The 24,462-nt window shown below is 56.9% G+C and carries 16 protein-coding genes and 3 tRNA genes; 8 read left to right on the top strand and 11 right to left on the bottom strand.

Translation table 11 applies throughout. The annotated features are described in order from the left end of the window. The first annotated feature begins 1 nt into the window (after nt 1). Together N5C09_RS17065 and xni are read left to right on the top strand one after the other, a co-directional pair. A complete protein-coding gene (locus tag N5C09_RS17065; protein WP_279749515.1) occupies nt 2–1,351 on the top strand; it encodes an L-serine ammonia-lyase in 1,350 nt (449 codons plus the stop codon). A gap of 112 nt (nt 1,352–1,463) precedes the next feature. Then, nucleotides 1,464–2,219 carry a flap endonuclease Xni gene (gene xni, locus N5C09_RS17070; RefSeq protein ID WP_279749516.1) on the top strand — a complete coding sequence of 252 codons (756 nt, stop codon included), beginning with the start codon at nt 1,464–1,466 and terminating at the stop codon, nt 2,217–2,219. A 56-nt stretch (nt 2,220–2,275) separates the two neighbouring features. Here xni and rlmM read toward each other — a convergent pair whose 3' ends face one another. The 4 genes from rlmM to N5C09_RS17090 all read right to left on the bottom strand — a co-directional run bounded on the left by rlmM (nt 2,276) and on the right by N5C09_RS17090 (nt 5,298). Further along, the gene (gene rlmM / locus N5C09_RS17075; protein ID WP_063451919.1) at nt 2,276–3,376 is read right to left on the bottom strand and encodes a 23S rRNA (cytidine(2498)-2'-O)-methyltransferase RlmM; all 1,101 of its coding nucleotides are present in this window, start codon (nt 3,374–3,376) and stop codon (nt 2,276–2,278) included. Further along, nucleotides 3,369–3,764 carry a DUF423 domain-containing protein gene (locus N5C09_RS17080; protein WP_003862756.1) on the bottom strand — a complete coding sequence of 132 codons (396 nt, stop codon included), beginning with the start codon at nt 3,762–3,764 and terminating at the stop codon, nt 3,369–3,371. Before N5C09_RS17080 ends, rlmM begins: the two co-directional genes overlap by 8 nt. Before the next feature lie 39 nt (nt 3,765–3,803). Further along, on the bottom strand, nt 3,804–4,721 hold the full coding sequence (gene gcvA, locus N5C09_RS17085; RefSeq protein ID WP_063869307.1) for a glycine cleavage system transcriptional regulator GcvA: 918 nt from the start codon (nt 4,719–4,721) through the stop codon (nt 3,804–3,806). 349 nt (nt 4,722–5,070) lie between these two features. Then, entirely contained in the window at nt 5,071–5,298 is a 228-nt protein-coding gene (locus N5C09_RS17090) for a YgdI/YgdR family lipoprotein (protein WP_015571738.1), read from the bottom strand. Nucleotides 5,299–5,489: 191 nt separating this feature from the next. Between N5C09_RS17090 and csdA the strand changes: the two genes are divergently transcribed. Both csdA and csdE read left to right on the top strand, forming a co-directional pair. Then, nucleotides 5,490–6,695, top strand: a complete 1,206-nt coding sequence (csdA, locus tag N5C09_RS17095) for a cysteine desulfurase CsdA (RefSeq protein ID WP_279749517.1) — start codon at nt 5,490–5,492, stop codon at nt 6,693–6,695. Beyond that, nucleotides 6,695–7,141 (top strand): cysteine desulfurase sulfur acceptor subunit CsdE, encoded by a 447-nt coding sequence (csdE, locus tag N5C09_RS17100; RefSeq protein ID WP_279749518.1) that lies wholly within the window; start codon nt 6,695–6,697, stop codon nt 7,139–7,141. Before csdA ends, csdE begins: the two co-directional genes overlap by 1 nt. On the opposite strand, the gene tcdA is transcribed toward csdE, so the two are convergent. Together tcdA and mltA are read right to left on the bottom strand one after the other, a co-directional pair. Next, complete coding sequence (gene tcdA / locus N5C09_RS17105) at nt 7,132–7,938, bottom strand: tRNA cyclic N6-threonylcarbamoyladenosine(37) synthase TcdA (RefSeq protein WP_193033192.1); 807 nt, start codon at nt 7,936–7,938, stop codon at nt 7,132–7,134. The two genes, csdE and tcdA, sit on opposite strands and share 10 nt — an antisense overlap. A 75-nt stretch (nt 7,939–8,013) precedes the next feature. Beyond that, nucleotides 8,014–9,111, bottom strand: a complete 1,098-nt coding sequence (mltA, locus tag N5C09_RS17110; protein WP_063451923.1) for a murein transglycosylase A — start codon at nt 9,109–9,111, stop codon at nt 8,014–8,016. Between the two features lie 208 nt (nt 9,112–9,319). Here mltA and N5C09_RS17115 point away from each other — a divergent pair. The 3 genes from N5C09_RS17115 (at nt 9,320) to N5C09_RS17125 (ending at nt 9,765) form a co-directional block, all read left to right on the top strand. Continuing rightward, nucleotides 9,320–9,396, top strand: a tRNA-Met gene (locus N5C09_RS17115). A gap of 171 nt (nt 9,397–9,567) precedes the next feature. Beyond that, nucleotides 9,568–9,644: transfer RNA gene (locus tag N5C09_RS17120), tRNA-Met, on the top strand. A gap of 44 nt (nt 9,645–9,688) precedes the next feature. Continuing rightward, nucleotides 9,689–9,765: transfer RNA gene (locus N5C09_RS17125), tRNA-Met, on the top strand. An 88-nt stretch (nt 9,766–9,853) separates the two neighbouring features. Here N5C09_RS17125 and amiC read toward each other — a convergent pair. After that, a complete protein-coding gene (gene amiC, locus N5C09_RS17130; RefSeq protein WP_064909848.1) occupies nt 9,854–11,107 on the bottom strand; it encodes an N-acetylmuramoyl-L-alanine amidase AmiC in 1,254 nt (417 codons plus the stop codon). Between the two features lie 227 nt (nt 11,108–11,334). Here amiC and argA point away from each other — a divergent pair, with 227 nt between their 5' ends. Then, on the top strand, nt 11,335–12,666 hold the full coding sequence (gene argA, locus N5C09_RS17135; protein ID WP_006811807.1) for an amino-acid N-acetyltransferase: 1,332 nt from the start codon (nt 11,335–11,337) through the stop codon (nt 12,664–12,666). 34 nt (nt 12,667–12,700) lie between these two features. Here argA and recD read toward each other — a convergent pair whose 3' ends face one another. From recD to recC, 4 genes are all read right to left on the bottom strand, one after another. Continuing rightward, entirely contained in the window at nt 12,701–14,521 is a 1,821-nt protein-coding gene (gene recD, locus N5C09_RS17140) for an exodeoxyribonuclease V subunit alpha (protein WP_279749519.1), read from the bottom strand. After that, the gene (gene recB, locus N5C09_RS17145; protein ID WP_279749520.1) at nt 14,518–18,060 is read right to left on the bottom strand and encodes an exodeoxyribonuclease V subunit beta; all 3,543 of its coding nucleotides are present in this window, start codon (nt 18,058–18,060) and stop codon (nt 14,518–14,520) included. The genes recD and recB overlap by 4 nt, the downstream gene beginning before the upstream one ends. Beyond that, nucleotides 18,057–20,939: a pitrilysin gene (ptrA, locus tag N5C09_RS17150; protein WP_279749521.1), complete on the bottom strand. Its 2,883-nt coding sequence runs from the start codon at nt 20,937–20,939 to the stop codon at nt 18,057–18,059. The genes recB and ptrA overlap by 4 nt, the downstream gene beginning before the upstream one ends. A gap of 139 nt (nt 20,940–21,078) precedes the next feature. Then, entirely contained in the window at nt 21,079–24,453 is a 3,375-nt protein-coding gene (recC, locus tag N5C09_RS17155; RefSeq protein WP_279749522.1) for an exodeoxyribonuclease V subunit gamma, read from the bottom strand. Nucleotides 24,454–24,462: the final 9 nt, after the last annotated feature.

Genomic DNA, 24,462 nt, shown 5'->3' on the forward strand with positions numbered 1-24,462 from the left:
TATCTTCAAAATCGGTATTGGTCCTTCCAGCTCTCACACCGTCGGACCAATGAAAGCCGGTAAACAATTCACGGATGACTTGATTGCACGCGGCATTTTGCACGACATCACCCGCGTGGTTGTCGATGTATACGGTTCCCTTTCCCTGACCGGTAAAGGCCACCATACCGATATTGCCATTATCATGGGCCTGGCGGGTAACCTGCCGGATACCGTTGATATTGACTCCATTCCTGGCTTTATCCAGGACGTAAACACCCACGGTCGTTTGCTGCTGGCCAACGGCGAGCATGAGGTTGAATTCCCGGTTGACCACTGCATGAATTTCCATGCGGATAACCTGTCGCTGCACGAGAACGGCATGCGCATTACCGCGCTGGTCGGCGATAAAGCGGTTTACAGCCAGACGTATTACTCCATCGGCGGCGGGTTTATCGTCGACGAAGACCATTTTGGTCAAACCAACGGTTCCGCCGTTGAGGTGCCGTACCCGTACAAAAATGCGGCCGATTTACAGCGTCACTGCCAGGAGACGGGGCTCTCTCTCTCCGGCCTGATGATGAAAAACGAGCTGGCCCTGCACAGCAAAGAGGAGCTGGAACAGCACTTCGCTAACGTCTGGGAAGTGATGCGCAGCGGTATTGAGCGTGGGATCACCACCGAAGGCGTGCTGCCGGGTAAACTGCGCGTTCCGCGTCGTGCGGCTGCGCTGCGCCGCATGCTGGTCAGCACCGACAAAACCACCACCGACCCGATGGCCGTCGTCGACTGGATCAACATGTTCGCGCTGGCGGTAAACGAAGAGAACGCTGCGGGTGGCCGCGTGGTGACCGCGCCAACCAACGGCGCGTGCGGGATTGTTCCGGCGGTACTGGCGTATTACGACAAGTTTATCCGCGAAGTGAACGCAAACTCACTGGCGCGCTATATGCTGGTTGCCAGTGCGATTGGCTCTCTGTACAAGATGAACGCCTCCATTTCCGGTGCAGAAGTGGGCTGTCAGGGTGAAGTGGGCGTAGCCTGTTCTATGGCGGCGGCGGGTCTGGCTGAACTGCTGGGCGCAAGCCCTGCACAGGTCTGTATTGCTGCGGAAATCGGCATGGAGCATAACCTGGGGCTGACCTGCGACCCGGTCGGCGGACAGGTACAGGTACCGTGCATCGAGCGTAACGCGATTGCCTCCGTGAAGGCGGTGAACGCGGCACGTATGGCGCTGCGCCGCACCAGCGAACCGCGCGTCTGTCTCGATAAGGTTATCGAAACCATGTACGAAACCGGTAAAGATATGAACGCCAAATACCGCGAAACCTCCCGCGGTGGCCTGGCGATGAAGATCGTCACCTGCGATTAAGCCGGTCAGGAAGCCTCGTTTTGCGAGGCTTCTTCCTGTTTTCCCTCAAGCTATTCGTTTCCCCCTGCCGACAGTGATACCCTTTATCCATTAGCTTTAAGGGAGAATATCTGTGGCTGTTCATTTACTTATCGTCGACGCGCTCAACCTGATTCGCCGGATCCATGCGGTACAGGGCACGCCCTGCAAGGACACCTGCCTGCACGCGCTGGAGCAGCTTATTCGCCACAGCGAGCCGACGCACGTCGTGGCCGTGTTTGACGACGAAGCGCGCAACAGCGGCTGGCGACATCAGCGTCTCCCTGACTACAAGGCCGGACGCGCGCCGATGCCGGACGATCTGCACGCCGAAATGCCCGTTATTCGCGCCGCCTTTGAACAGCGCGGGGTTCCCTGCTGGGGCGCGCACGGCAACGAGGCTGACGATCTGGCCGCAACGCTGGCGGTGAAAGTCGCGAGCGCCGGGCATCAGGCAACCATCGTTTCAACCGACAAAGGCTACTGCCAGCTGCTCTCTCCCACGATCCGCATCCGCGACTATTTCCAGAAACGCTGGCTGGACGCGCCCTTTATTGCCGGGGAGTTTGGCGTCTCGCCGCAACAGCTGCCTGACTACTGGGGGCTGGCGGGGATTAGCAGCTCTAAAGTACCGGGCGTCGCCGGCATTGGACCAAAAAGTGCCGCACAGCTGCTGACGGAGTTTCAAAACCTGGAAGGCATTTACGCCCGGCTGGATGAGGTACCGGAAAAGTGGCGCAAGAAGCTGGAGGCACACAAAGAGATGGCGTTTATCTGCCGCGAGGTGGCGACGCTACAGACGGATTTACGGCTGGACGGGAATTTACAGCAGTTAAGGTTAGAGCGTTAAAACGATTCACGGTTTTGTAGGCCCGGTAAGCGTAGCGCCACCGGGCATTACAGACGTTATCGCTCGTCGCGACGCCCGCCTACGGCCGCCCACCAGCGACGAATGTGCACCGTCACTTCTTCACGATCGTGATACAGCTGTCGTGCCTGGATTTCCGCGTTAATGCCATGTTCGTCCAGCTGCTGCTGAATATAGGCCAGGTTCTGCGACACCTCTTCGTAGCGCTTTTTCATCGGCAGCTTGAGGTTGAAAATCGTCTCACGACACCAGCCGTTTACCAGCCAGGAGGCCATCAGCGCCGCGACTTTCGCCGGTTTTTCTACCATGTCGCACACCATCCAGGAGATGTTGTTGCGGTTCGGGCGATAGCGGAAACCGTCCTCGCGCAGCCAGGTGACCTGCCCGGTATCCATCAGGCTTTGCGCCATTGGGCCGTTATCCACAGAAGAAACCCACATGTTGCGTTTCACCAGCTGATAGGTCCAGCCGCCAGGGCACGCCCCGAGATCGACCGCATACATGCCGTTTGCCAGGCGTTCGTCCCACTCGTCGGCCGGGATAAAGACGTGGAACGCCTCTTCCAGCTTTAGGGTTGAACGGCTCGGCGCATCCGCCGGGAAGCGCAGACGCGGGATCCCCATAAAGAACGGCGAGTTGTTGGTGGTATACGAGTAGCCTGCGTAGCAACACCCTGGCGCAATAAAGAAGATATGCACGACCGGACGCTTTGGCGTTTCGTAGTTTGTCAGCACGCCCGCATCGCGCAGCGCCGCGCGCAGCGGCACGGTGAACTTACGGCAGAACTTCATCAGCTCTTTGCTTTCGTTGGTGTCGGCCACTTCCACGCGTAAATCGCCACCCTTCTCCACCACGCCTTGTAACATGCCCACAATCGGCGTGATGCGATCGTCCGGTGGGAGATCTTTCAGCAGTTCGCCCGCGACAAACATCTGGCGGGCGAAAATCAGCGAGCTGAACGGCAGCTCGCGCGCCAGCTTGTCGGCGTCATCAGGCTGATAGCATTCAAATACCACATAGCCCGCGTTCTCTTTGACGCGAGCAAATCCGAAGACTTCACGCTTCCCCGCTTTATCGGTGATTTCCGCGGCGCACTCTTTCTCAAACCCCGGGCGACAATATAAAACAACCTTATTCATGAACAACGCCCTTGCGTTTCAGACGGATAGCTCCGATAAACATTAATACCCACCCCGCCAGGAAGCTGACGCCGCCGACAGGTGTAACAAACGCCCACAGGCGTAAATGCGACAGCGCCAGGCAGTAGAGGCTGCCGCTGAACAGTACGGTACCCAGCGCCAGAAAGACGCTGCTCCAGTAGAACCAGATGCTGATGCGGCGTTGCATCGCCACCGCCAGCCCAAATATTGCCAGCGTGTGGAACGCCTGATATTCAAGGCCGGTCTGGATCCAGCCCATCTCCACAACGCCCAGAGATTTGCTTAACACATGCGCGCCAAACGCGCCCAGAGCTACAAAAATAAAGCCACTTACTGCGGCGAAAATCAGCATGAATCGGCTGGTCATGTTTAAGTCCTGAATTAATGCGTGCCCGGCACACAAACGTTATTGTTCATACCTGAAGCGAAATTTTTCTTGCTCGCTTGCCGCTTTCGCCAGTATCCACTGCCGGAAAGCGGCTATTTTACCCAGTTCTGCCTGACTGTCATGACAAACCAGATAAAATGCATTCTTGCTGACCAGAACATCGTTAAACGGGCAAACCAGACGGCCTGCCTCAATTTCGGACTGGGCCATCACGTTGTTTGCCAACGCCACGCCCTGCCCGTGAATGGCAGCCTGTAGCACCATCGCGCTGTGGCTAAAAATGGGCCCCTGCTGCACGTTTATATGATTAAGACCTAACTGACGGGTATAAGTTTGCCAGTCGCGACGCGACGCATCGTGCAAAAGCGTATGTTTCGCCAGATCGGCGGGCGTTTTGAGCGCCTTGTCCCCCGTCAGCAGCAGCGGCGAACAGACCGGCAGCAGATATTCTGCGTATAATTTCTCTACACGCAAGCCCGGCCAGTTGCCGCGACCGTAAAAAATCGCCACGTCCACATCATCTGCCAGCTTGTCTTCCTGACGGTCAACGGCCTGGATTCGGACATCGATTCCCGGATAAGTTGAGTTAAAGCTTGAGAGTCGCGGCACCAGCCATTGAATGGCAAAACTGGGCAATAAACTGACCGTCAGGGCACCTTTTGCGCTCCGGGCCTGAAGCTTGCGGGTGGCTTCCGTCAGCTGGGAAAAAATCTCTTTAATATCCTGAAAATAGCTCTGCCCCTCTTCGGTCAACAGCAAGGAACGGTTGCGGCGACGGAACAGCTTAAGCCCCAGAAAATCCTCCAGAGACTTGATTTGGTGACTTACTGCGGCCTGTGTCACAAAAAGCTCATCGGCTGCGCGGGTGAAGCTGAGGTGGCGTGCTGCTGCATCAAAAACACGTAATGCATTAAGGGGTGGCAATCGCTTGGACATGGTTATCTGGCTTAGATGTTAACGAGATTTAACATATAGGAAACAACGTTTAACCTATTAGTTTTTTTTATCTGAGCCATTATAATTTGTCCGTTGAGGAACTACCAGCAAATACCTATAGTGGCGGCACTTCCTGAGCCGGAACGAAAAGTTTTTTTGGAATGCGTGTTCTGAAGGGCTTTTGGCTTACGGTTGTGATGTTGTGTTGTTGTGTTTGCAATTGGTCTGCGATTCAGACCACGGTAGCAACGCTACCAATTTTTCACTTCCTGTACATTTACCCTGTCTGTCCATAGTGATTAATGTAGCACCGCCAACTTGCGGTGCTTTTTTTTCGCTTATCTCGCTATTAATGCTCGATTTCTTTCATCTCTTTCACGTCACTGCGGTTGATCTGCTGTTTGTTCCCGTTAGCATCTTTGTATGAAATCATCCCGGTATCATTATCGGTTGTCGGTTTCCCTTCAGAGACGATAGATCGACCATCGTTGGTATGCATTACATAGTTATTACCAGAACAGGCGCTCAGGGCAAAGGTCAACGCACAGGCAGAAATGATTGCAGCTGTCTTTTTCATGATTATCTCCTTTAGCAATTAATGCTATTCAAACCTCGATTTATAACAGGCTAAAACATCCGCCTAACACTATTTAGCATAACCTGCTTTTTCAGACTCGCCAGGATAAGCAGACAAATCTGATAGATATCAACTTCCTTGCCCTGTCGATAAATTTGCGCGACGATCGAAGAATCGATATGAGGAATTCCATGAACGCTTTCAGTCCTGCGCAGTTTCGCGCACAGTTTCCCGCGCTGGCCGATGCCGGTATTTATCTTGATAGCGCCGCCACGGCCCTTAAGCCGCAGGCGATGATTGAGGCAACCCGCCAGTTTTACAGCCTGAGCGCCGGGAACGTGCACCGCAGCCAGTATGCCGAAGCGCAGCGCCTGACGGCGCAATACGAAGCCGCACGGGATCAGGTCGCGCGCCTGATCAATGCCGACAGCGGTAAGAACATCGTCTGGACGCGCGGCACCACCGAGGCCATTAACATGGTGGCGCAATGCTACGCGCGTCCGTTGTTGCAGGCCGGAGATGAAATCATCGTCAGCGAGGCAGAACACCACGCCAACCTGGTGCCGTGGCTGATGGTGGCTGAACAAACCGGGGCGCGCGTTGTAAAGCTCCCGCTGGGTGCAGACCTTCTGCCGGACGTGGCGCGTCTGCCGGAGCTGATGACGCCGCGCAGCCGTATTCTGGCGCTGGGGCAGATGTCCAACGTCACCGGCGGCTGCCCGGATCTGGCGCGCGCCATTAAAATTGCCCATGCCAGCGACGTGGTGGTGGTGGTCGACGGCGCGCAGGGAGTGGTGCATTTCCCGGCTGACGTTCAGGCGCTGGATATCGATTTCTATGCGTTCTCCGGGCACAAGCTGTACGGGCCAACCGGTATCGGCGCGCTGTACGGCAAAGCTGAACTGCTGGCCCGGATGACGCCGTGGCTCGGCGGCGGCAAGATGATTACCGAAGTGACCTTTGACGGCTTTAAAACTCAGGATGTACCTTACCGCCTGGAAGCCGGTACGCCGAACGTGGCCGGGGTTATCGGTCTGAGCGCGGCGCTCGAATGGCTCACAGAAACGGACGTGGTTCAGGCTGAAAGCTGGAGCCGGGGCCTGGCGACGCTGGCGGAAGAAGAGCTTAAAAAACGCCCGGGGTTTCGCTCGTTCCGCGTACAGGACTCCAGCCTGCTCGCCTTTGACTTCGCGGGCGTACACCATAGCGACATGGTGACGCTGCTTGCCGGGTACGGCATTGCCCTGCGTGCCGGACAGCACTGCGCCCAGCCGCTGCTGGCAGCCATGGGCGTGAGCGGCACCCTGCGCGCCTCGTTTGCACCGTACAACACAAAAAGCGACGTCGACGCGCTGGTTTCCGCCGTCGACCGCGCCCTGGAATTACTGGTGGATTAATGACATATGCAGCCTTAGCCGGGCACCCGTTCGGCACCGTTATCACTGAAGAGACGTTGAAACAGACCTTCGCCCCGCTCACGCAGTGGGAGGATAAATACCGTCAGCTGATCCTGCTGGGTAAACAGCTGCCCACCCTGTCAGACGATCTGAAGTCACAGGCGAAGGAGATCGCTGGCTGCGAGAACCGCGTCTGGCTTGGGTTTAGCGTATCCGGTGAGAAGCTGCATTTCTTCGGCGACAGCGAGGGACGCATTGTTCGCGGCCTGCTGGCGGTGCTGCTGACCGCCGTCGAAGGGAAACGCGCCGCAGATCTGCTGGCGCATTCTCCGCTGGCGCTGTTTGATGAGCTGGGACTTCGCGCGCAGCTTAGCGCCTCGCGCGGTCAGGGGTTGATCGCGCTCAACGACGCGGTGCTGGATGCCGCACGTCAGGCTCAGGCCTGACGTTCTGCCTTCGCCATCATCTTCTTCAGGGCGTGAGAGACCGCCACAAAGCCGAAGGAGGCGGTCACCATGGTGGCCGCACCGAACCCAGAGGCGCAGTCCATCCGCTTCGGCCCTTCCGCCGTGCTTTTCATCGCACAGACCGAACCATCCGCCTGCGGATAAACCAGCGCTTCGGTAGAGAACACGCAGTCCACGCCCAGCTTGCCTTTGCTGTTCTTCACCACGTTGAAGTCGCTTTTTAGGCGCTCGCGCAGCTTAGCGGCCAGCGGATCCTGAATGGTTTTCGCCAGGTCAGCCACCTGGATCTGAGTCGGATCGATTTGTCCGCCTGCCCCGCCGGTGGTCACCAGCGGCACCTTATAGCGACGGCAGTAAGCGATCAGCGCCGCTTTCGGGCGCACGCTGTCGATGGCGTCAATGACGTAGCTGTAGCCTTTGCTCATGTACTCCGCGACGTTATCTGCCGTCACAAAGTCGTCAATCACCGTTACGCGGCACTCCGGGTTGATCAGACGAATACGATCCGCCATCACCTCAGACTTCGCCAGACCGACGTTATCACGCAGGGCGTGGATCTGACGGTTAGTGTTAGTGACGCAGACGTCATCCATATCAATCAACGTAATTGCGCCAATGCCGGTTCTCGCCAGCGCTTCTGCCGCCCACGAACCCACACCCCCAATGCCCACCACGCAGACATGCGCATCCGCGAACAGTTGCAGGGCTTTTTCACCATATAACCGTGCCGTGCCGCCGAAACGCTGGCGCCAGGCATCGCTGATTACCACAGACATAAAACCTCAGATGTAAAAAGGGTGAGGTATTCCTCACCCTGAACCGTAATCCGTCTTGCGCTCAGAATACCACAATCAGCCGCTGAATACGTTTCCGGTACCCGGCGCAGTCTTCAGCACCCACACGCGTCCGTAGTGGTTATACCAGCCTGCACGGTGCCCGGCATCCGGGCCGATGCCCTGGTAAATATCGAAGTGCTGGCCTTTGATCGCCCCGCCCACGTCCAGCGCCACCATCAGGCGCAGCTCATACTTGCCGTTGAACTTGCCGTTGTTGTCGAGGAGAGGCACTTCCGCCAGCAGCGTGGTGCCCGCCGGGATAATCGAACGATCCGAGGCCACCGAGGCGCGGCCAATCAGCGGTACGGCGCTCGCCCCTTTCACCGGCGCAAAGTTCTGCGGCTTGAAGAAAACAAACGATGGGTTCTGCTCAAGCAGTTCACGCACTTCCGCTTCGCTGTGCTTTTCGCCCCACTCGCGGATCGCCTGCATCGACATGTCTTCTCGTTTCACTTCACCACGGTCGATGAGCACCTTACCGATGCTGCGGTAGGCATGACCGTTTTTCCCGGCGTAGCTAAAGAAGTTCAGCGGCGAACCGTCGCCAAAATCAATATAACCGCTGCCCTGCACGTCCATGATGAAGTTATCCATCAGCGAGTTGCTGTAGGCCAGCACGTAATTTTCGCTAAGCGCGCCGGCGTAGATCTCGGCGCGAGACGGCAGACGTCCGCGTTTTGGCGGCATACGGTAAATTGGATACTGGAATTCGCCCTGACGCGTGTGTCGCGCCTGGACAACCGGCGTGTAGTAGCCGGTAAACTGGACGTTACCGTAGTTATCCGCCCCTTCCATCTGCCAGGCATCAATACCAAACTGGCGCATATTGCGCGTATCACCGCCCGCCTTCAGCCAGTCCTGTACGGCACTATAAACGTTGTTCTGTGCGCCATACAGGCGCGGCGACGCTTTGCGGATCTGGTACACCTGCTCGGAGAAATCCCCGGCATTGATTGGAGCACCCACGGCATCGGGCTGGTTAACTAAAGAGAAAGGCTGGGATAACTTCCCGTCTTTATACTGTTGACCGCGATCGGTCGGTTTGGAAGAGCAGGCCGCAAGAATCGCTACCATTGCGCCTGTCATCAGATACTTCGCCCAACGTCCTTTCATTATATCTCGTCTTTTAGTTGCCCATTTCCGCGTGATGAAGATAACAAACCCACCGTATGAATGAAATGCAATCGCCTTCCCTTTGGCAAATTCTGGACAAAAAATAGTCCAAAGTGGCTATTCCCGTTCATTTTGCATACAAAATAATGAATTATGCGAAAAAGGGGTTGCATCACAAACCTATCCGAGTATAGTGCGCTTCCACGGACGCGGGGTGGAGCAGCCTGGTAGCTCGTCGGGCTCATAACCCGAAGGTCGTCGGTTCAAATCCGGCCCCCGCAACCAATTAAAATTTGATGAAGTATCTTCTACGACAGTAGAAGTTTTTGCGAAGTAGTTCGAATCACAGCAAGGCGACGACGCAGTGAATCCTTAGGAACTTACTCCAGTAAGTGACTGAGGTGAACGAGGAAAGTCAACGCAGATGTGGTTTGAAATACGAAGCAAAAAGACGGACGCGGGGTGGAGCAGCCTGGTAGCTCGTCGGGCTCATAACCCGAAGGTCGTCGGTTCAAATCCGGCCCCCGCAACCAATCAAATTTGAAGAAGTAAGTTTCTACAAGTGTAGAAAGACGGACGCGGGGTGGAGCAGCCTGGTAGCTCGTCGGGCTCATAACCCGAAGGTCGTCGGTTCAAATCCGGCCCCCGCAACCAACACTTCTAAAACAATAAGCACCCTTAAGGGTGTTTTTTTGTATCTGCCGTTTGTGAAAATGCCGGGCAAGATACCCGGCCTGATGCCCTACCCTCGCCGCGCCAGCGTTTCTCCGTCTGAGAAATAGGCCCGGATGCCCGCCAGAATCGACTCCGCCACTTCCTGCTGGAATTTAGCCGTCTTGAGCTTGCGTTCCTCTTCCACGTTACTGATAAACGCGGTTTCGACCAGTATGGACGGAATATCCGGCGCTTTCAGTACCGCAAATCCGGCCTGCTCGACGCTGTTTTTGTGCAGCTTATTGACCCGGCCCAGCTTGCCCAGCACCGCTTTACCAAACTTCAGGCTGTCGGTAATGGTCAGCGACTGCACCATATCGAACATCGTATGGTCGACGTAACGATCGCCGCTTTTGCTCACCCCACCGATTAAATCCGAGGCGTTCTGCGTATCCGCCAGGTATCTCGCGGCGGTACTGGTCGCCCCTTTTGTTGACAGGGCAAATACCGATGAGCCGCTCGGCTGGCGGCTGGTGAAGGCATCCGCGTGAATAGAGACAAACAGATCCGCGCGCTGCTTCTGCGCTTTCGCCACGCGGACCTTCAGCGGGATAAAGACATCTTCGTTGCGCGTCATGTAGGCGCGCATATTGCCCTCTTTGTCGATTAACGCTTTCAGACGACGGGCAATTTGCAGCACCACATCTTTTTCGCGGGTGCGATACTTCCCGACGGCGCCGGAATCTTCCCCGCCGTGGCCAGGATCGAGCATGATCACAATCGGTCGGTCGCGCCCCGCCCTGCCCGGCTTCGGCCCGCTTTGCGCTGGTGGAACCTGCCGGTCGAGATCGCCTTTGTTGTAATCCTCAAGGAGTGCCAGGAGCGGATCCTGAATATCCGTGGCATTCGCCGGATAGAGATCCATCACCAGACGCTCTTTAAAGGCGGCAACAGGTGCAAGGGCAAAGAGCTGCGGCTTCACGTTCTGCTTCAGCTCAAACACCATGCGCACGGTTTGCGGATCGAACTGCCCGACGCGCGCCGATTTGATAAACGGATCGTCGCCGCGGATCTGAGCCGCCATGCCTTTCAGCACGGAGTTGAGGTTCACACCTTCGAGATCAACCACCACACGTTCAGGATTGCTGAGGGCGAATTGCTTATATTTCAGCACGCGGTTGGACTCAACCGTCACGCGCGTATAGGTCGACGACGGCCAGACGCGCACCGCGACTACCTGGCTTGTGGCGGCAAGACCCACCTGGCTGACGCTAAGCAACCACATCGCCCCGGCCCCTTTTAACAGGCGGCGGCGGCTTATTGCTGAATTGGATCCCGACATGCTTCTCCCGAGCAATAAAACTGATTAATGAATAAAACGTCTGAATTGACCGAAAACTTTAACGAAAGACGCATAAACTGTCATCTATAAAAGGGTAAACAATCATACGCTAACGCACGGATTACTTATCATTTTCTGTGGGTCGCAGAAAATTTAGGCTTGCACGGACGGCCACGATCGAATAAAAATACAGAAATTACGAATAAACATTCATTAAGGGTTGTGTCATGGTTAAGGAACGCAGAACCGAACTGGTCCAGGGATTCCGCCATTCTGTTCCCTATATCAACACCCATCGGGGCAAAACGTTTGTCATCATGCTTGGCGGCGAAGCCATTGAGCATGAAAACTTTTCCAGCATCGTCAATGATATTGGCCTGCTGCACAGCCTCGGCATCCGTCTGGTGGTGGTGTATGGCGCACGTCCGCAAATCGAAGCCAACCTCGCCGCGCATCACCATGAGCCGATTTATCACAAACATACCCGCGTGACGGATGCGAAAACCCTCGAACTGGTCAAACAGGCGGCGGGCCTGTTGCAGCTCGATATTACCGCCCGCCTGTCGATGAGCCTGAATAATACGCCGTTGCAGGGCGCGCATATCAACGTGGTGAGCGGCAATTTTATCATTGCTCAGCCGCTCGGCGTGGACGATGGCGTGGACTACTGCCACAGCGGTCGCATCCGCCGTATTGATGAAGAAGCCATTCACCGTCAGTTAGACAATGGCGCGATCGTTCTGATGGGCCCTGTTGCCGTCTCCGTAACGGGTGAAAGTTTTAATCTGACCTCGGAAGAGATTGCTACCCAGCTGGCCATCAAGCTGAAAGCCGAGAAAATGATTGGGTTTTGCTCTTCACAGGGCGTCGTGAATGATGAGGGCGTAATTGTGCCAGAACTTTTTCCGAATGAAGCTCAGGCACGCGTCGAAGCGCTGGAAGCACAAGGCGATTACTATTCCGGTACGGTGCGTTTTCTGCGCGGTGCCGTCAAAGCGTGCCGCAGCGGCGTGCGCCGCAGCCACCTGATCAGCTATCAGGAAGACGGCGCGCTGTTGCAGGAACTGTTCTCCCGGGACGGTATTGGTACGCAGATCGTGATGGAGAGCGCCGAGCAGATCCGCCGCGCCACCATCAACGACATCGGCGGCATTCTGGAGCTGATCCGGCCTCTGGAGCAGCAGGGCATTCTGGTTCGCCGCTCCCGCGAGCAGCTGGAGATGGAAATCGACAAGTTCACCATCATCCAGCGCGATAACCTGACCATTGCCTGTGCGGCGCTTTATCCGTTCCCGGAAGAGCAGATTGGAGAAATGGCGTGCGTTGCGGTGCACCCGGATTACCGTAGCTCTTCCCGGGGCGAACTGCTGCTTGAACGCGTGGCGGCACAGGCGCGCCAGATGGGTCTGAGCAAACTTTTCGTGCTCACCACCCGCAGCATTCACTGGTTCCAGGAACGCGGCTTCACGCCGGTGGATATTGATTCACTGCCGGAAAGCAAGAAAGAGATGTACAACTATCAGCGCCGCTCGAAGGTATTAATGGCGGACCTGGGTTAACTGGTAGCCCTCTCCTGTTGGAAAGGGCGTGCATTCAGGCAGATTCAAATATCACGCTTAATCCGCTTCTGCGCTCGGTGCGGGTGGCAATCGCCTGTCCCAGCACGCGTTCATCCGCATACAGCGACAGACGCTGACGCGCACGGGTAATGGCGGTGTAGACCAGCTCACGGGTTACGACCGGTGAAAGCTGTGTCGGCAGGATCAGCGCCGCATGGTTGAACTCGGATCCCTGAGATTTGTGTACCGTCATCGCCCATGCCGTTTCATGCTCCGGCAGGCGGCTGGGCTGAACGGACTTCACGCTGCCGTCCGGCAGCTGGAACCACACGCGCAGACCGTTGCCGCGATCGAGCGCAATGCCGATATCCCCGTTGAACAGCCCCAGCGCACTGTCGTTGCGGGAGATCATCACAGGCCTGCCCTCATACCATCGCGAATGCAGCTGGCGGTTAATTCTGCGTTTCTGCACAAGCAGCTGCTCCAGCCTGTCGTTCAGACCCGCGACGCCAAACGGCCCTTCACGTAGTGCGCACAGAAGCTGGTATTCGCCAAATGCGGCGATGGCCTGCTCGGGCTGACTGCGCTGCTGCACGCAGCTCAGAAAACGCTGATATCCCTGGAGAGCCTCCTCAAGCATTGCCTGATACTCTTCCCCGCTTTGCAGCGATTTCTTTTCTATGTCAGTGAAGGAACCGTCAAACACCGTGCGCGTGGCATGCCGATCCCCACGGTTTACCGCCGCCGCCAGCTGGCCGATGCCGGAGTCGCTGCCGAAGCGGTAGCTTTTTTGCAGCAGGCACAGGCTGTCGCGCAGCGCGCCCGCGACGGGTGAGCGATCGGGCTCAAGCGAGTAGCCGGTCAGGCGGGCAAGCTCCTGCGCCCGCGCGGCGGTATAACCATAGCTGGCGTAGGTACAGATATCTCCCAGTACCGCCCCGGCTTCAACGGAGGCGAGCTGGTCGCGATCGCCCAGGAAAACCACGCGCGCATGCGGCGGCAGAGCATCGATCAGGCGCGACATCATGGTCAGGTCGATCATAGAGGCTTCATCCACCACCAGCACGTCCAGATGCAGCGGATTGCCCGCATGGTAGCGCAGACGCTGGCTACCCGGCTGAGCGCCGAGCAGACGGTGCAGCGTACTTGCTTCACCCGGGAAAAGCGCAAGCTGCTCCTGCGTCAGCGGCAGCTGTTGCATCGCGCCGCCCAGAGATTCGGTCAGACGCGCCGCGGCTTTCCCGGTGGGCGCCGCCAGACGAATACGGCATCGCTGCTCGCCTGAAAGCTGGATCAGGGCGGCCAGCAGTTTCGCTACGGTCGTGGTTTTCCCGGTCCCCGGGCCGCCGGAAATCACCGAAATCCGTCGCGTCAGGGCGACAGCCGCCGCCACTTTCTGCCAGTCAGTGGCTTCACCAGAGTCAAACAGACTGTCCAGCGTCTGGCGAAGCTGCGCTTCATCGCAGGGAAGCGGCGCGTTGGTCTCACTAAAGAAACGCGCTACCGTCAGCTCGTTTCGCCACAGGCGGTTCAGGTACAAGCGCTCCCCCGACAGGATCAGCGGTGCCTGGTTTTCTCCCGGCCCGACGGCCGATGATTCGCACAAAATTTTCGGCCAGTCCACCGTCTCACCCAGCAGCGCAAAGCAAGACTGGAGGACAGGGGGCATTTTTTCGTCAATCACCAGACGCGAGAGCGGCAGACACACATGCCCCTCTCCGGCGTCTTTACTCAAAAGGGCAGCGGCAAGCATCACGGCGGGCTGGTCAGCGGCAATCATCATGGCAAACTGCACGTCCAGCTGACGCAGCACGCGTTGCTCTACCGCATCCAGCAATAAGTCCTGCATCGTCATGCCATCTCCTCCGCGTTTGCTGCAAACAGGTTATCCATTTTATCAATCAGTTCGGCGTCCGGACGGGTACTGAAGATCCCGGAGTGCGGATCGGCAGCGTCGACCCCGCGTAAGAACAGGTAGATGACGCCACCAAAATGGTCGTCGTAGCGATAATCCGCAATACGGTGGCGCAAATAGCGGTGCAGCGCCAGGCTATAGAGCTGATATTGCAGATCGTAGCGATGCATTTGCATGGCTGCCGCCATCGCCTGTTGGGTATAGGCTTCGCTGCTCTCGCCCAGCCAGTTGGATTTGTAGTCCAGCAGGTAGTAACGCCCGTCGTGACGGAAGACCAGGTCGATAAACCCTTTCAGCATGCCCTGTACCTGACGGAAGTTCAGCGGCGGGCAGCCGGCTGATAGCGGATCGTACTGACGGATGAGCGCATCGAGCGCGTCGGCCTTAAGCGGACCTTCGACAGGCAGATAAAACTCCATCTCAACCTGCTTATTTTTGGCCGTTAACTGGCGAAGCGAGAAGCCCTGCTCCGTCAGCGGCGCCTGCAAAATGGCGTTGATCCAGTCTGTGAGAACGGGCTGCCAGTGCGCGTCATAGCCTCCGCTCTGTAGCATCCTCAGCACCCACTCCTCACTGACAGGCTGGGTGAAATCTAGCTCCTCAAAGAGGCTGTGTAAAAAGGTGCCCGGCGACGCGCCGCGCGGGAACTGATGCGGGGTTAACGTCGGCTCAACCGGCACCTCTCCCACTCCTGCGGCATCCACGTCCAGCTTCGGCATGAGATCCTGCGCAATACTTTGCCCGTGCTGTTGCAGGCCAGAATAGCTGGTGACTCGCCAGTCGTCGGCAAGCACCCGCGTGATCTGGCGCGCGTTAAGATCGGTGGCGGTCTCTTGCGCCATTTGCCAGCGGCTATTGTCTGGCAGAGTCGGGATATGTAGCGCGATATCGTCACCGCAAAGCGACGCAATGCAGTGGCGTAGCCCCGCCGCATCTTTCGGCTCGCCACGCTGAATAAGCCGGCCTAACGCGCTTAAATGGAAATCGCTCTCCCCCGTTTTTTCTCCGCGACGGCGAAATACGGGCGCGACGCCCAGGCTGCAATGCCAGACAGAACGGGTCAGCGCAACGTATAGCAGGCGCAAATCCTCCGCCAGACGCTCCGCTTCCGCCAGCTCAACGCTGGTTTCCGCTTTGCTGAGATCGAGCACCGCATCGAAAGTCTCGCGGTCATGGTAAAAGGCCTGATCCTGAACGCGGTAGTTCGCGATGAAGGGCAGCCAGACCAGCGGATATTCGAGACCTTTCGATTTGTGAATGGTGACGATTTGCACCAGATGCTTATCGCTCTCAAGACGCATCTGTTGGCTTGAGGCGTTGCTGTTGGGATCGGCAATTTGCTGCGCCAGCCAGCGCACGAGGGCATGTTCACTTTCAAGCTGGGTACCCGCTTCCTGCAACAGTTCGCTAATATGTAAAATATCGGTCAGACGCCTTTCACCGCCGGATGTCGCCAGCATATTTTCGGCAATCTGACGCCGCGTCATCAGCTCGCGAAGCATCGCCATGACGCCGCGTTTTTGCCAGCGCTCACGGTAATGGACAAACTCTTCCACTACCGTATCCCATGCGTTTTCGTCATGGTTAAGCACGTCGATATCCCGCGCGTTCAACCCCAGCATTGAACTGGCCAGCGCGCTTCGAAGCGTATTTTCGCGCTCCGGCGCCAGCACCGCCTGAAGCAGCCAGAGCATTTCCTGGGCTTCCAGCGTGTCGAACACGCTGTCGCGGTTAGAAAGATACACGGAAGGGATATCAAGCAGCGTAAGCGCATCGCGGATCAACGCCGCTTCCTGACGGCTGCGCACCAGCACGGTGATATCAGAGGCTTTAACAGGATTTGCCTGTTCCCCTTTCCACAGCAGCGCCTCGCCGCGCGCGCCTGCGCTCAGCCAGTCACGGATTTGCGCGGCGCAGTGCTGAGCCATCGCCGCCTGATAGTCGGCCACACCATAGCCTTCCCCCTCAAGCAGCCAGAAGGTCATGGCGGGTTGCACCGCACCGCTGACTTCAAAGCGTAAGATCGCGTTATTTGGGGCAGATTTCACCGGCAGGAAAGGAATTTCATTGAACATGAACGCCGACTCCATGCGGCTGAACAGCGCATTGACGCTCTCAACCATCCCCGGCGCGGAGCGCCAGTTCGTGTCTAACGTGTAGTGGGCAACGACCTCGCTGCGGGCTTTCATATAGGTAAAGATATCGGCCCCGCGGAAGGCATAAATTGCTTGTTTAGGATCGCCTATCAACAGCAGGGCAGTGTCGGGCTGCTGTCGCCAGATGCGGCGAAAAATGCGGTACTGTTGGGGGTCGGTATCCTGAAATTCGTCAATCATCGCCACCGGGAATCGGGTACGGATCGCGCTGGCGAGCGCTTCACCATTCTCGCTGGACAGCGCCTCGTCCAGGCGGCTCAGCATATCATCGAACCCCAGCTCGCCCCGGCGACGTTTTTCCCGCGCGACGGCCTGGCGGATCTCCGTCATGGCGCGGGTGATCATCAGATCGTTGAGCGTTAATGGCTCAGCAAGCAGCGCTTCAATCGCCACAAACAGGGGATGCTCGGGCACAATGCCGTCGGCTTTAGTCCGCTCGGTCAAAAAGCGCTGCGAGAATTTTTCCAGTGCGTCCGGAAGCTGGTAGCCCCGCGTCTCCTCCTGGGCCCAGGCGCTGATCTTTTCGATCCATTTCCCCTGGTTCCCACGGTTGAACTTGCGTCTGTCGATGCCTGAGTTTTCGATGATCGCATCAATTTCACCGACCGACTCATTCCACTTCTGCTTAAGCGCGGTAATTTTGGCGACAATCTTTTCATGGCGCGAGGCGAGCGTTTCATCGGCAGGCGGCGGGGATTTGATGACCGGCGCTTCGCCTTGCAGGTAACGGTCGATGGCGCGCAGAAGATCTTCCGGACCTTTCCACAGGGCGTGAACCGCTTCGGCAATGTCGCGCTGCAACGGATAGCAGTGACGCCGCCAGAAATCCGCGCAGGCCTGATAGCGAAGCTCGGATTCATCTTCAATAAGCTGTTGCTCAAAGAGCATGCCGGATTCAAACGCATTCAGGCTCAGCATGCGCTGACAAAAACCGTGAATAGTGAAGACGGACGCCTCGTCCATTTGCCGTTCGGCCAGCAGCAGCCATTGCGCAGCCTGTTGCTTATCGGCGATCTCGTCCAGCAGGCTCGCGTAGAGGGGGTTATCCGTGGTCTGGCGCAGACAGGCGATGCGCAGTTCATGAATGTTACTGCGAATACGGCCACGCAGCTCGGCAGTGGCCGCTTCGGTGAAGGTGACCACCAGCAGCTCCTCCACGCTTAACGGGCGTGAAAAAGCGGCGCTGCCGCCGAGCCCTAACAGCAGACGCAGATAGAGCGCGGCGATGGTATAGGTTTTTCCCGTTCCCGCTGAGGCTTCAATCAATCGCTCGCCCTGTAGAGGTAAACTTAGGGGATCAAGCGGCTCAGCGGTATGGGTCATTCTTTTTTACTCCAGGGCATAGACTGCTGTAGTGCGCTGACGCTCTTCCAGACGGTCCACTCTTTCGATTTTACGTAGTCCGTTTTCCCGTTCTGGCTGCCAGAGACCTGAGACAGGATGGCCATACCCTGCGGTTTTACCACCGCCTGGTGGAAGAAATCGGCAACCTTTTGTGGCGTCAGCTGTTTTATTTCGGCCACTATTTTATCACGCGAATCAAATTTCATATTACCGCGATCGAAATCTTTGCTCAGCTGCGAGGCTTCTTCGCCCAGCGTCTGCGGCGGCTGCATCACCTGCGCGATAACGGCCTGCTGGATCTGGGCAAACTCCTCCGGCTTCATAGCCCGCAGTTTTGCTTCCGCCTGCGGGAAGAACGCCTGATAGCGCTGCCACAGGTAAGCGGGCTGCTTGTCGCTGCTTTGCAGAAGGAAGCCCAGCCCCCACTGGCGGCCCACGTTCATGGAGAAGGCGAACACCGCGTAGCCCAGTTGCTCCTCGGTACGCAACTGGTTGTAGAACCACGGCTGAATAATTTGTCCAAGCACGGCGCTCTGGGCAGAGCTGGTAAATTCATCATAACCGGTAGGTACAAACACCGCGGCCAGCGCGGAATCGGTGCTGCTCCCCGCTTTTTCGAAGATCGCGTTTTGCTTTTTCTCTACCAGCACGTCCTGGTTACGGCACCACTCATCGCCTTTTGAACCCAGCTGCGTACGGACGTTTTGCGCCAGCGTTTTTGCCTGCTCTTCGCTCATATTGCCCACAACCAGGAACTCCGGACGGGTATTGGTTTTCAGCGCATCACGGTAAGCCAGAACCTCTTTTAAGGTCACAGAGGGCAGTAACGCGCGGCGATCTTCGCGCTGGAAATAAGGAATTTGCGACACCATCTGCGCCGGCATAATCGCCTGATCGTAGGCTTTCCCCTTCTCCGCAGAATCCATCATCTGCGCATACCAGGACTTAGCCTGCTCAAGCTGTTCTTCCGTAGGCGTGTAGCTGAAATAGCCCTCCAGCAGCGCCTGGAACAGCTGCGGCAAACGCTGGGTATAGCCGTTGGCATTCACCATCAGGCCGTTATTGGCGTTGGTCGAGAAGCTGATGCCGCCAACGGCAGCCTGGTTGCTGAGCTGATCGAGGGCAATACCGGCCAGATAATCGTTCAGCGCAAACAGCACCTGGTTTCGGGCGCTATCCATTGCTTTCGGGTTGCGCAGCACCACGCTGACATCCGCTTTTGGCTCGTCAGCGAAATAGCGGCTTGGGGTGTAGACCACCCGCAGCGTCGGCTCATCAATAATCAGTTCCGGGTGCGGATACGCCTTTGCGGGTTTGATCAGCGTGAAATCATCCGGGATGTAGGGGTTAAGCTCCGGCAACTTCAGCGCAATCTCACCCGCCTTTTTCTGCCAGCCCGCGAAGGTCTGTTCGCTGATTTTTTCAACCTGATACGGGGCATCCACGAAGTAGGCCGTTTTGTTGTGCGGTTCGTTCGGGCTGATATACCAGACGCGGGCATTCTGTGGGGTCATCATCGCCAGACGCGCCTTGAGCGCCCCGGCGTCATACTGGTCGGCAATATTTACCGCATCAAGCGTATGTTCCACGGGCACGCGGATCATGGTATCTGCCAGCCACTCAACATAGTCCATGTCACGCGTGATAGAGGGATAGCGGAAATCGAGATCCAGCACGTGCGCCAGCTCGTCAAAGTAGCGTTTATCGACGCCTTTCTCGCGCAGCAGAGAGAGATAGCTAAAAATGGCCGCAACGACATCGTCGCGGTGAGCCTGCCCTTTATCGGTCAGCGTCGCGGAGATTGCCAGCACGCCGCTGTTACCGTTTACGACAGGATCGGAGTCAGCGCGAATACCTTCCACCAGCCCCTGCTTTTGCAGCCAGTCAGAGAGCGTGCCCGGGCTGCGGTTGCCGATAAGATAGGTCACCAGCTCGTCGGTTTTGCTGCGGAACTGCGCCGTGTTGTTATCAATACGGAATTCAACGCGTAAGACCTTGCGGGGCAAGGCCGGGACATAGTGAATAACGATGCCTTTTTGCGCGTCCGTGACAACCGGCACGTTAATCTGCGGCCGCTCGATATTTTTATTTGGCACCCGGCCATAGGTTTGCGCCGCCATATTTGCCAGCGCTGGCAACGGTTTATTACTGTAGATCACCGCTTTCATCAGGTTGGCGGAGTAGTATTTGTCGCGAAACGCATGCAGCGCATCAAGCACCGGGCTACCCGGTTTGTCGCTCAGCGTTTCAAGATTGCCGCCTGAGAAGCGCGAACCCGGGTGCGCCGGGTTGATGGTTTCTGCGCTGACCTGCGCCATGCGCATACCGTCTCGCGTGCGCGCCATGGTCAGTTCGGCGTTCACGGCGTTGCGTTCCCGGTCGGCATATTTTTTATCCAGCAGCGGGGCGGCGATGGCATCCGCCAGACGGTCGACCGCGCCATCAAGCGCATCATTTTCCACTTCCAGGTAAAACGCGGTGCGATACGGCGCGGTACTGGCGTTGTGGCTGCCGCCATGCATTTTCAGAAATTCAGACAGGCTGTCCGGCTGCGGGTATTTTTTAGAGCCCATCAGCGTCATGTGTTCAAGGTAGTGCGCCAGTCCCGGATGGGCTTCAGGATCTTCCAGCGACCCCACCGGCACAACCAGCGCGGAGAGCGATTTCACCGCCTGAGGGTCAGAAACCAGCAGCACGGTCATCCCGTTATCAAGACGAATCGCCTGATACTGACGGATGTCCTTTTCGCTCTTACGGATTGTTTCCTGGACGGGTTGCCAACCGGAATCGGCCTGAGTGACGGGAGCCCAAAGGGCGATAAACAAAACAAACGCTTTTAACAAGGTGCTGCCTGGCATTACGACCTCTTTATCACGGCTACATCATTAACAACGTGCGTGCTGGACACGCCAGCATCTCTTTCTCTGGGTACATCAGTCCGTGATAAGAGGTGCATCATAAATGAACACCTCATGCTGCGCAATTTTTATACAGCACTCAGGACTGATTAAATTTGTACAACGGTAACAGGTAGCGTTGCGCCTCTTCCGTGATAATGTCGAAGTATTCTGGCTCCAGCGTTCGCCATAAACGTTGATACCAGACATCGTCGCCCTCGCCACGTACCATCATGTTCCCTTCGTAGGCCTGCAAAAACTTGCTGCGCGCTTTCTGGAGCGAAGCCTCATCCGTTAACATGGCATCATTCTGCGCGTCGTAACAGGCTTTTATCCACGCCCCCCCACTTTCAGGCAGTAAAAGTAGTGGTTTGTTCATGCCCTGACGGTAGCCTTCAATATAAAGCGACAGATACGTCAACGCCTGATCAGGCTTCATGGGCGGGAAGCGCCACTCGCCGTCCTTACGGACAAACAACCGGCTTTCGCCTTCGTGACCATTCGCACAGTAGACAAGATGTTCGAGCCAGAGTTGCAGGCCATGTGAAACGCTGAGCATGGAGGGGCGCCAGCGCAGCAGCCCGTCAGACTGCACGTGCGTGAGCCAGCCGCTGAGGTGGATACCGTTACAATCGAGATCGATTTCAATGCTGCTCGCCGGCTGCCGACACGCGATAACCCGGTCAGCAAGCGCTTGCATCTCCTCGCACTGGGCATCCCAGACGATTTCGCCGAACGCGCCATACGGAAGTAATCCCGACGCCCTGAAACGTCTGAACAGTTTGCTGGCATCTTCTTCGTCAACCAGCGCATTCAGAAGCTGGGAATTAAGCTTAAATCGCTCCAGCCCATCAAGAATAAACGGTTCCGCATCGGGGATTTCGCTCTCTTCCGAGCGGAAGTTCACCTGCAAGCGTTGCTGGAAAAAAGCCCGAACCGGATGCGCCCAAAAGCGCTGTAGCTGCTCAAACGTGAGGGTGTCTATGGCGAGCGGTTCGAGCGCCTGAATAAAATCGGTTTGCGGTGTTCCCTCGTTCTTCGCGGCGGGAAGCCACTCACGGGCGTAGCTTTGCAGTTCATCAGGAACGTAATTGACAGGATCAAACGGCATTCGGCTATGGTGACAGGTGATATGCGCTTTCACCCGACGTTCGCTTTCGTCGCAGTTACAGGCTTCATCGCCCGGCAGATAGTGACTCTGTCCGATGTAGTCCACCAGCTCCTGCACCAGCACCGACGGGAAACGCTCGCTGTTATCCTGAATTGAACGCCCGATATAGCTGATATAGAGCCTGCTTTGCGCGGACATCAGCGCCTCAAGGAAAAGATAACGGTCATCATCGCGGCGGCTGCGGTCGCCCCGCTTCGGCTGTGCGCTCATGAGATCAAAGCCCAGAGGGGGCAGCGCGCGTGGATAAATACCGTCGTTCATGCCAAGCAGACAGACCACTTTGAACGGGATTGAACGCATCGGCATCAGGGTGCAGATATTCACCGGCCCTGCAAGGAAGCGCTGGCTGATGCGCTCCTGGTCAAGGCGTTGCGTCAGCTCATCACGCAGAAGCGAAAGGGGAACCGCCTCGTGATAGTGCGAATTTACCCCCTCATCCACAATGGCCTGCCACTGCTTCTCGATAAGCGCCATGGCAGCCTCTGTTTCGCTGTCCGGCAGGAAGAAATCATTCAGCATGTCGCGGCAAACCGGCAGCCACTCTTCAAGCGGGCGGGGCTGCATCAGCGCGCGGCGCCAGCGGTTGAGCTGCATCAGCAGCGAGGCCAGGTGACCTACCAGTTCCGCGATTAACCCGCTGGACTCATCGTACGGCAGCACGTCATTCCATTCGCCATGGATGCTCTCCATCGCATACCCCAGCAGCATGCGGGTAAGGCCAAACTGCCAGGTGTGCTGGCCGGTTGGTGGTAGCTCGAACTCCTGAACGTTGTCATCGTCAATTCCCCAGCGGACGCCGGATTCGTTCACCCACTGACGCAGGTAGCGCAATCCCTCTTCGTTAATGTCGAAACGTGCGGCCAGAACAGGCACATCCAGCAATGCCAGCACATCCTCAGAGATGAACCGGCTATCGGGCAGCGAAAGCAGGCTGATAAAGGCCTGAAGCGCCGGGTGTGACTGACGAGCACGGCGGTCTGAGATCGCGTAGGGCAGATAGCGGTCACCCGTTGCGCTGCCAAATACCGCCTGAATAAACGGGCTATAGCTGTCGATATCCGCCACCATCACCACGATATCGCGCGGTGTCAGGGTTGGATCGTCCTGCAACATGGCCAGCAGGCGGTCATGTAGAACTTCAACTTCACGCTGTGGACTATGGCAAACGTGGATCGCGATACTACGATCGTCAGGATCCAGTTTTCGCTTCTTATCGCTTCGCGCAAACTCCTCGGCGGTGATCCCGGCAACGGCACGGTTCTCTAAATCCAGAATATCGAGTTGAATATTGTGCAGCAGGCTATCGGGCGTAATATCCGCAAACGCATCGACGTCCCCCTCTCCCGAGGAGGTGATATCTGAAAGCAGATAAATATAGTCGCGCCCCAGCTTGCCCCACGAGGCAAGCAGCGGGTTCGGCAGGTTCTGAATCCCCTCTTCATCGAAAAGCTGCGCCGCGTTTTCAGTGTCCTTAAACAGCGGCACGGCACGTTCCTCAAAGAGGCGTTTTCGCTGGCGGGTGACCAGCCGTGAAAGCCAGCGCGGATCCTGAATATCTCCCCAGTAGTGCCGACACGGGTTGGTAAAAAGGATATGGATATCAGTGTGCTTACCGAGCGCTTTGAGCGCGTTCAGGTAGACCGGCGGCAGCGCGGAGATACCGCAAATGAACACGCGTGACGGCAAACGGGCTGGCCGTTCTGCGGTGTTCTCGAGTGTTGAGATAAAGCGATCGTACAGGTTAGCACGGTGCCATTTAGGCTGACCGAGCTGCTCGGTATGTTCGACCAGCGCTTTCCAGAGCGGCGCCTGCCAGATTTGCGCTTCCGGCAACCCATCGACTAATTCTCCCGCTTCCCAGCGAACCAGCCATTCTGCACGGTAAACCAGATACTGGTCGTAGAGGTCGGCGGTGCGTGAGGCCAGTTGAAACAGTTTGCGCTTGTCGGTGTCATCATTCAGGTAGTGGCGCAGCATGGCGAACTCTTCATGCTCCAGCATGTCCGGCAGCAGCGTCATCAGTTTCCAGGCCATGCTTTGTTTGTTGAATGCGCTCTGCTCGGGAATATCCGGCAGGACGCGAACAAACATCTCCCAGATAAAGCTCGCGGGCAGCGGAAAATCGATGTTCGCCGCAATGCCAAACTTCTGCGAAAGGGACATTTGCAGCCACTGCGCCATACCGGTGCTCTGCACCAGCACCATTTCTGGCTCAAACGGATCGTCGAGACGCTCTTGCTCAACGATATACTCCATCAGTGCTTCCAGCACATCCAGACGATTTGAGTGGTAAACCCTTAGCATAAACGCTCC

The organism is Enterobacter sp. GD03975 (assembly GCF_029838645.1).
Lineage (GTDB): Bacteria > Pseudomonadota > Gammaproteobacteria > Enterobacterales > Enterobacteriaceae > Enterobacter > Enterobacter quasihormaechei.

Bases quoted from the DNA above. Each gene is read 5' to 3' on its own strand.
- amiC (WP_064909848.1), bottom strand. From the start codon at position 11,107: ATGTCGGGATCCAATTCAGCAATAAGCCGCCGCCGCCTGTTAAAAGGG.
- recB (WP_279749520.1), bottom strand. From the start codon at position 18,060: ATGACCCATACCGCTGAGCCGCTTGATCCCCTAAGTTTACCTCTACAG.
- N5C09_RS17080 (WP_003862756.1), bottom strand. From the start codon at position 3,764: ATGACCAGCCGATTCATGCTGATTTTCGCCGCAGTAAGTGGCTTTATT.
- recD (WP_279749519.1), bottom strand. From the start codon at position 14,521: ATGACGATGCAGGACTTATTGCTGGATGCGGTAGAGCAACGCGTGCTG.
- recC (WP_279749522.1), bottom strand. From the start codon at position 24,453: ATGCTAAGGGTTTACCACTCAAATCGTCTGGATGTGCTGGAAGCACTG.
- gcvA (WP_063869307.1), bottom strand. From the start codon at position 4,721: ATGTCCAAGCGATTGCCACCCCTTAATGCATTACGTGTTTTTGATGCA.
- N5C09_RS17090 (WP_015571738.1), bottom strand. From the start codon at position 5,298: ATGAAAAAGACAGCTGCAATCATTTCTGCCTGTGCGTTGACCTTTGCC.
- rlmM (WP_063451919.1), bottom strand. From the start codon at position 3,376: ATGAATAAGGTTGTTTTATATTGTCGCCCGGGGTTTGAGAAAGAGTGC.
- csdA (WP_279749517.1), top strand. From the start codon at position 5,490: ATGAACGCTTTCAGTCCTGCGCAGTTTCGCGCACAGTTTCCCGCGCTG.
- argA (WP_006811807.1), top strand. From the start codon at position 11,335: ATGGTTAAGGAACGCAGAACCGAACTGGTCCAGGGATTCCGCCATTCT.
- ptrA (WP_279749521.1), bottom strand. From the start codon at position 20,939: ATGCCAGGCAGCACCTTGTTAAAAGCGTTTGTTTTGTTTATCGCCCTT.
- csdE (WP_279749518.1), top strand. From the start codon at position 6,695: ATGACATATGCAGCCTTAGCCGGGCACCCGTTCGGCACCGTTATCACT.
- mltA (WP_063451923.1), bottom strand. From the start codon at position 9,111: ATGAAAGGACGTTGGGCGAAGTATCTGATGACAGGCGCAATGGTAGCG.
- tcdA (WP_193033192.1), bottom strand. From the start codon at position 7,938: ATGTCTGTGGTAATCAGCGATGCCTGGCGCCAGCGTTTCGGCGGCACG.